The sequence below is a fragment of the Bradyrhizobium sp. Leo78 genome, assembly GCF_059512425.1.
In genome coordinates this window covers 1-6,209 of record NZ_JCAMOT010000103.1, presented here as the reverse complement: position 1 = coordinate 6,209, position 6,209 = coordinate 1, and the positions used below count along the sequence as shown (strand labels likewise).

The 6,209-nt window shown below is 58.0% G+C and carries 8 protein-coding genes; 4 read left to right on the top strand and 4 right to left on the bottom strand.

Annotated elements, in window-relative coordinates; translation table 11 throughout:
- Nucleotides 1-561 precede the first annotated feature (561 nt).
- Entirely contained in the window at nt 562-756 is a 195-nt protein-coding gene (locus tag AC5ZG1_RS43205; protein WP_456646843.1) for a hypothetical protein, read from the top strand.
- 478 nt (nt 757-1,234) lie between these two features.
- On the opposite strand, the gene AC5ZG1_RS43200 is transcribed toward AC5ZG1_RS43205, so the two are convergent.
- A complete protein-coding gene (locus AC5ZG1_RS43200) occupies nt 1,235-1,384 on the bottom strand; it encodes a hypothetical protein (RefSeq protein ID WP_456646844.1) in 150 nt (49 codons plus the stop codon).
- Between the two features lie 149 nt (nt 1,385-1,533).
- Here AC5ZG1_RS43200 and AC5ZG1_RS43195 point away from each other — a divergent pair, with 149 nt between their 5' ends.
- From AC5ZG1_RS43195 to AC5ZG1_RS43185, 3 genes are all read left to right on the top strand, one after another.
- Complete coding sequence (locus AC5ZG1_RS43195) at nt 1,534-1,887, top strand: nuclear transport factor 2 family protein (RefSeq protein WP_496136462.1); 354 nt, start codon at nt 1,534-1,536, stop codon at nt 1,885-1,887.
- A gap of 313 nt (nt 1,888-2,200) precedes the next feature.
- Nucleotides 2,201-2,383 carry a hypothetical protein gene (locus AC5ZG1_RS43190; RefSeq protein ID WP_456646846.1) on the top strand — a complete coding sequence of 61 codons (183 nt, stop codon included), beginning with the start codon at nt 2,201-2,203 and terminating at the stop codon, nt 2,381-2,383.
- Between the two features lie 106 nt (nt 2,384-2,489).
- Nucleotides 2,490-2,711, top strand: a complete 222-nt coding sequence (locus AC5ZG1_RS43185) for a hypothetical protein (protein WP_130229609.1) — start codon at nt 2,490-2,492, stop codon at nt 2,709-2,711.
- A gap of 234 nt (nt 2,712-2,945) precedes the next feature.
- On the opposite strand, the gene AC5ZG1_RS43180 is transcribed toward AC5ZG1_RS43185, so the two are convergent.
- The 3 genes from AC5ZG1_RS43180 to AC5ZG1_RS43170 form a co-directional block, all read right to left on the bottom strand.
- Nucleotides 2,946-3,155, bottom strand: a complete 210-nt coding sequence (locus AC5ZG1_RS43180) for a PRC-barrel domain-containing protein (protein ID WP_130229608.1) — start codon at nt 3,153-3,155, stop codon at nt 2,946-2,948.
- A gap of 46 nt (nt 3,156-3,201) precedes the next feature.
- Entirely contained in the window at nt 3,202-3,402 is a 201-nt protein-coding gene (locus tag AC5ZG1_RS43175) for a hypothetical protein (protein ID WP_165435542.1), read from the bottom strand.
- A gap of 1,117 nt (nt 3,403-4,519) precedes the next feature.
- Nucleotides 4,520-4,714, bottom strand: a complete 195-nt coding sequence (locus tag AC5ZG1_RS43170) for a hypothetical protein (protein WP_496136461.1) — start codon at nt 4,712-4,714, stop codon at nt 4,520-4,522.
- Between the last annotated feature and the right edge of the window lie 1,495 nt (nt 4,715-6,209).

Below are 6,209 nucleotides of genomic sequence, written 5' to 3'. Positions count from 1 at the left end.
GCCGAGAAGCTCAGTCACAAAAAAAGACGCTGATTGCTGCCGAGCAGGACCGTCCCGATGTTGCCCGTCGGCGGACGTGACTAGTGCCGGCTCGATGAAGCGGGGGTAGGCAGCCTTGACGCCGATCGGCACCGGTTTCTTACGCTGAAACGCCACGCCAAGGAATCCCCGACGCTATGAGCTGATCAATTGGCACAAAAGAAATCGTTCCGCCTCTGCAACCTGTCGCACCCATCCGAATTTTCTTGTACGCTAGGCTGTGGAATGTCTGCCGCCATAGCCTGGAAATCGCGCCTCCGCTTAACCCAGTTAGGTGGACGGCTGCTCGTAGCGGGTCATGCTATTTTTTCCGAGGGAGACGGAGATGGCTTTTCCGATCGAGGCTGATCCTAAAAAGGACTCTCAAGTTGTGATTATCGTGGTTGATCGGCTGGAACAGGAGAGGGCTCAGCTGCTTGCTCTTCGAAAAAAGGTATCTGACGCGGCACACACATGCCAGTCCCTGGGCGCCGGCCGAACGCTGGGTGGAGTTCCGTCCCACTCAAACCAAGGAAGTGAGCCATGAAGGACCTCACAGGAAAGTGGCGCCGACTCCGCGCTGATGCAAAGCACTTTGCCATCTTGAGTGTGTCGGCGACAGATCCAAGTCAACGCGAGCTATTCAAGCGTTTAGGTGATGAGCTTGCTATCGAGGCGCTTGAGCTGGAGCAGCTCGTGAAAAGGAAATTGAATAGCAAGGGCGATTGGCTCACGTGAGGACTTGGGCGGCAGTCAGCCCACCTAGGTGACGCTCTCATGCATCTAAGGCCGGCCTGCGCAGTCGGCTTGGCCCGTCCAGTCGATCTTTCGGGCTTGTGAATATCTGGGCTTGTGAAAAATCTTGGCGGCTCGGACGAGCACGCGGCGCTGGCAAGCCCCAACCCGCGTGTTCTCTTCCAGAGGGATGACTATCAAACGTCCGTCGGCTTACGGCGGCGCCTTACCAGCCACTACACGCCGTAGCCGATGGCAAGGATAAGGCCTGCGCCGTCGATTAGCCCCGGGGCTCCGTTGGTGTGCCCGTGTCCGTGTGCCCGGTTTTGACGACCGGGCTGTTGGAGCTCTGGCGAGGTCGCCAGCATTGCGCACAAAATGCCAGCAGCCCTAAGGCTAGATCACGAACACTCGGCGCCGCGGTAGGAAACGGCGTCCTTGAAAAAGCCCAGTCACGCCCGATGGCTGCCGACGATTTGAACTACTCCTCGGGACTCCATAGGTCCGCTTCCATTTCTGCAACGATGTCTTGCAAGAGACGGATTGCGAGCGGGTCGGTGACCTCGCGTTCCATCATGCGGTAGCGCATCACCCGCTCTTCCAGTTCCCGCTGTTGCTCGCCGTCGGTCATTGCGCACTCCTTGCGTGAGCAAGACGCGCGAGGAGACTAATGGTTGCCGAGAACTTGAAAAATTCTCGGCAGAATTTGGGCGGTTCACAGTCCATTCAGGCCAGAGCCCGTACTCATCTCCGCGGGAAGCGTCAACGAGGAGGTGGAACATGTCGAACGCTCGCGAGGGCTTCGATGCGATCGATATCGTTGTCGATTGGATCGACGCCTGTAAGCAGGGTCGGTTGGATGATTTGCTCGATCTCTATGATGAGACGGCTACGGTCGAGTGCTGCGAGGGTGGGCGCTTTCAAGGCCGAGCCGCGATGAAATGGTACTGGGGTCAAAGGCTCGCGGCATCCGCAGCCGATGCTTTCGGGATCGACGCATTGATGCCGGAGGGGGACGGCGTCTCGCTCGACTATCGCGGATATGACGGCAAGCGCGTGCGGACGCGCTTCTGGTTTACCGATGCGGGAAAAATCCGGCTCACGGCCTGCGTGCCGATCAGAGAGGCTGTCTAGTGCGTTGCTATCGGGCCGACCTGTTAGAATGGCCGTCCAGGACGGTATTCGGCTTTCACGGCTGCGCCATGGCAGAGGGCGCTCTGACGGAGGCGCACGGGCTCTAACGGGGCTCTACATCCAGGCACTCCAAATGGAAAGCGGCCCCTGCCTCGGAGAGAGGAGCAAGGGCCGCTTTCTCCTACAGGCGTCCCAACAGACGCAGAGGGCGAACGGCCGCCCGGCCCGATCGTTCCAAGTTAGGAGTTGCTGTGGAGCGAATGGCCTTGTCACGCGCCATGAGCGTGCTGGGAAAAGCGCGGACATTTGGATCGTGAGAGGCAAGTATACTCGCAAAGCGGCAGCGACTCTGCTCCGCTTTGCAAAATCGACTTCCGCCCCCAACCTGGCGGCCGCATTGGTGGAGAAGGCCGCTGACCTCAACGAGCGGGTCGAGGACTTGGCTCTTTCCAGCAAGGACGAGAGCGGCGCTGCTGCGCGCGAGCAGAAGCAGTAGCCGTGGCGGCTGGACGGGAAGCCAAGCGCCCGTAGTTCTCCGACCGTGTACAAGGTTCCTATACTGTGGTTTCCTTGCTCGCCGGCATGGACTTGGGCGGTGAGAATTGGCCATTTATCGACTGTTGCTAAACTCCGGGGTGAAGCCGGAGGAGATCAGCCGCATCACAGCGGCTTACGAGCGCGCATTGCATACCCTGTGCGTCAAGGATCGCGACGACCCTCTAACGGAAATGATCGCAAAGAAGGTCATCAAGATCGCGCAATCCGGCATCAAGGACCCCGCCCAAATTTCGGCTCTGGCAATCAAAGAACTCGAAATGCGATAGGCCGGCGCCGCTCGCATCTGCCGTGTTTGGAACCGAAACCTTTCTAACCCCTGTGCATTTCATGACGGGGCTTCGCGAGATGCGAGGCAGCATGAACCCTCTCTCAGCGGGCGATGTGTTTCCTGACCGTCGCCATCATGTCGACGACGTTTCTGCTCGAGGTCGGCGTCTTCATCCTGATCGGAATGTTCTGAAAAGAGCGCGCAGGTGGACAGCGGGGGCCGGTGCAAGAAATTAGTCCTCAGGGAACTTGATGGTTGAGACCGGCCATTTCCCGTCGTGGCCTTTGATCGAAATCCGAAGGCCGTGCAACTCATCCAGCCAAACGTTCTCGACCGTACCTGCCTTTCCGTTAGTAAGGACGACGGCGATGCCGATCAGTTCGGATTGTGCCTCACCGAACTCACTCAAAATTTTTGACGCACGAAGCTTGGCCGATGACACTGCTCGCCCCTGTTCCGCCGAGCCGTCTGTGCTGCCCCATCGCAGCTTACCGGCGCGGCTTGTCCCAATGCTCGGCCGCTGGGATGATCGATGGTGACTGCTCTTCCAATGCGCGGAGCCGGTTGATTTGCGTTGGAACGTTCGCCGGTAAATCCGGCTCTGGTTTCAGCAACGCACGCAATCTCTCGCCGATCTCTCGAACAATGGCGCGGCCGTGTTTGTGGTCTATGTCAATGCGGTTGGACATCACGAAGCCTCGTGCGGGTAAGAATGCCGCCCACCACAGACCCACGCCCACGCCACCCGTACCTCCTCCCAACTTGCCGAGCACCCCTGGCAAATGGAGCCGGAGACCGCCGCTTTTGGCTATCTGCGCGAGCGCTTGTTCCGACAACAGCGGGTCTTGCGACCTTTGGCTATCCGCGACATGCGCCGTGTAGTTTTAACGGCGAGCGGCGGTCTCATGGCTTCTGAAATCGTGGCGTGAGCTTTCGTTCCGAATCTCTTGCCAGTATGGCGGGGAAAATTTCTCGGAGCGCAGGAGCCGCTGTCGCTTCGGTGCAGCGTCGCGGCCCGCGACCGATTCACCCCCCGCGATCGTCCAGGGTCTTGCCTAGTGGGTGGCGGAACAAAACCACAAGAGTTTCCTTGTCTTGTTTCGGAGGTTAAAAATGAGAACCTCTGCATTGGTTGTTTTCGCTTTGATGGTCATTTCCCTGTCGCCCGGTACAGCTATGTCTCAGGGCTTCGACATCGGTCCTGGCGGAGTGCGTGTCTACGGGCAATGTGAGGAGCTAAGACGGTCGTGTGAGAGGGGCGAAGGCGGCTGCCGGCGATATCGGGAAACCTGTCAAAGGGGCGCTCGTCGTGGCGATGTGTGTGCAGAACTGAGAGCCGCATGCCTGAATAAGGAACGCCTGGGCGAGGAAGGCATGGGCAATTGCCGAAGGTACCGCGAGACCTGCCGTTGAACTCTGGGGAAGGGCTGCACCCCGAGATCAATCGCCGATCTGCTCGTACGCGAACGGAAGCGTCCGTGAGGTAGATGGCTTCTTGTTGGTATGGCGGGCTAGGCAGCCTGGTGTGGCGTCAGCTCCAACGCGGCCCGTCGCCCGACCTCGGTCAGGCCGCTGAGCGTTCGATCGCCGCCTTCCGCGCATTCGATAATCCTGCTCGCAATGCGACGGCGAGCCTCATGATTATTGCTGCCTTGCGGCAGCGCCTGACAAGCCCTTTCGAGCGCGACTTGCATGTGGGCAAAGGTCCGGCTGTCAAACCTATCTGCAATCAACATAATCGGGACCTCCTGGGCCGGCTGAAAAGGTGGAATCCTCGCCTCCATCAAAAGCTGTTCGAGCCTTCCGTCATGTCTTCATGGTTGCCCGCCCGTTGGGCTTGAACACGGCGATGCGCCGGTCGAGCAACCAGAGTTCCAAGCCATTCTCATTCAGCAGGGACTTCGCGCGCTCTCTCGCTGTCCCATCGTCTGGACATTCCAGATCGAGCCGGTTCGCGACGTGGCCGGTCTCATCCAAGAGATAGGCGCGATAGGTCGCCATTGGTGCAATCCCCTCGAGCCAGGGAACTTAGTACATTTTCGGCGGCAACAAAGAACCAGAGTTGCGGCAATGCACCTAGCTGGTGCGGCGCGAAAGCTGGAGACCACCGAATATTTGCACGCTTGCCTCCACCGACTTTTTTGACTGCCGGTTTTCCAACGGAAGTCAGATCACGCCCACAATGATGAAAAGTCCGATTTCAACCAGTAACACCGCCCCTGTCATGGCGGAGACAAGAAACAGGTCACCCGGTGATAGGAACCGCATGTCTCACCTCACCGTTTCGAAGAAACGGCCCCTACATCAAGGGGGCAGGATGCTGGAGCCGTTTCTCCGAGATCCTTGACGCGTTCATCCGGCGCCAAGTGCTCCAATCTTAATCCAAATTTAAATAGCGTCCACATTTAATTTGTTTAATTTACGTGTTATATATTTAACCCCAGAATTAATATGGCAAATATTCAGACGATGGGGATTGACGGATTTCTCCTCCGTTCTCGGGTGACATCGGATACGGCTGGTGCACGGCGCTCGCCTCATTTTCACGGATTAGCAACCATAGGAAATGATCCGAAAATTTTAGCGAAACAATTCAGCCGCCTCCACGTCGGTTTGCCGGAGGGCATGGGATCATGACAGAGCGCCAGTTGAGAGACCGAGAAGTGGAGATCGTGCGCTATCGCCTGTTGGAGCGGGAAGTCACAGATCCGCTTGCCACGTGTCTGCTTCACGCCATTATCGAAGAACTCGAAGCTGATCTGCAAAGGGATCGGGACATCGGTCAGAGACCTTGTGAGTGTAGGCCGCGCTGATAGAGGTCAGCCGACAAGCTACCGGCAACCCCATCACAATGTTGATCTCGCGCTCCAGTATCTTGGATACGATGATCGAAATGTGCGGCCCGAAGCGATCTATCCGCCGCGCGCATCACGATCTTGAGAAGTCGTCCGGCAACGGCTGCTTGCAATGTCTCCGCCTCATCCCACGGCGCCCACATCCAGACTGTCACGCATGGCTCTTTAGGGTGTATCGGCTCAACGACCTTTCGGAGCGGTCGAAGCAAACAGCGGCCTAGGCCTCAAGTGCAAGCACCAAGCCAACCCGCTAGTTTTACTTGAGACCGCTCAGTTTCCGCATGTAGTAGCCTTGCCTCTGAACCGCCCGCCAAATCTCTTCGCTGACACTGGCGACGCGTTTCCTACGCCTGCGCCACCTGCCTGATGCACCGCCAGGAGGGATTGGAAATCCCCTGCGAACGACGAGCAAATCGCGCCTGCCGTTTAGATAGACATCGAACATCGCGGTTCTCCCCAGCCAACGCCAGCATATCGCCGCAGATCAGAAAGGAGCGTTGCGCGAATACAACAGCAATGCAGTTTTTTCCGCTGCTACCACTTGCCGGGTCGCCGACCCAAGGATGATGGATTGCGAATGCGGTAGGCTAGCACCAATTGACTTGGCGACCACAGGTGAGTGACTGCAAATGTCCCTGCTT

What these genes read in the sequence shown, in the direction of transcription:
- AC5ZG1_RS43195 (WP_496136462.1), top strand. Translation starts at nt 1,534, where the DNA reads ATGTCGAACGCTCGCGAGGGCTTCGATGCGATCGATATCGTTGTCGAT.
- AC5ZG1_RS43170 (WP_496136461.1), bottom strand. Translation starts at nt 4,714, where the DNA reads ATGGCGACCTATCGCGCCTATCTCTTGGATGAGACCGGCCACGTCGCG.
- AC5ZG1_RS43205 (WP_456646843.1), top strand. Translation starts at nt 562, where the DNA reads ATGAAGGACCTCACAGGAAAGTGGCGCCGACTCCGCGCTGATGCAAAG.
- AC5ZG1_RS43175 (WP_165435542.1), bottom strand. Translation starts at nt 3,402, where the DNA reads ATGTCCAACCGCATTGACATAGACCACAAACACGGCCGCGCCATTGTT.
- AC5ZG1_RS43200 (WP_456646844.1), bottom strand. Translation starts at nt 1,384, where the DNA reads ATGACCGACGGCGAGCAACAGCGGGAACTGGAAGAGCGGGTGATGCGC.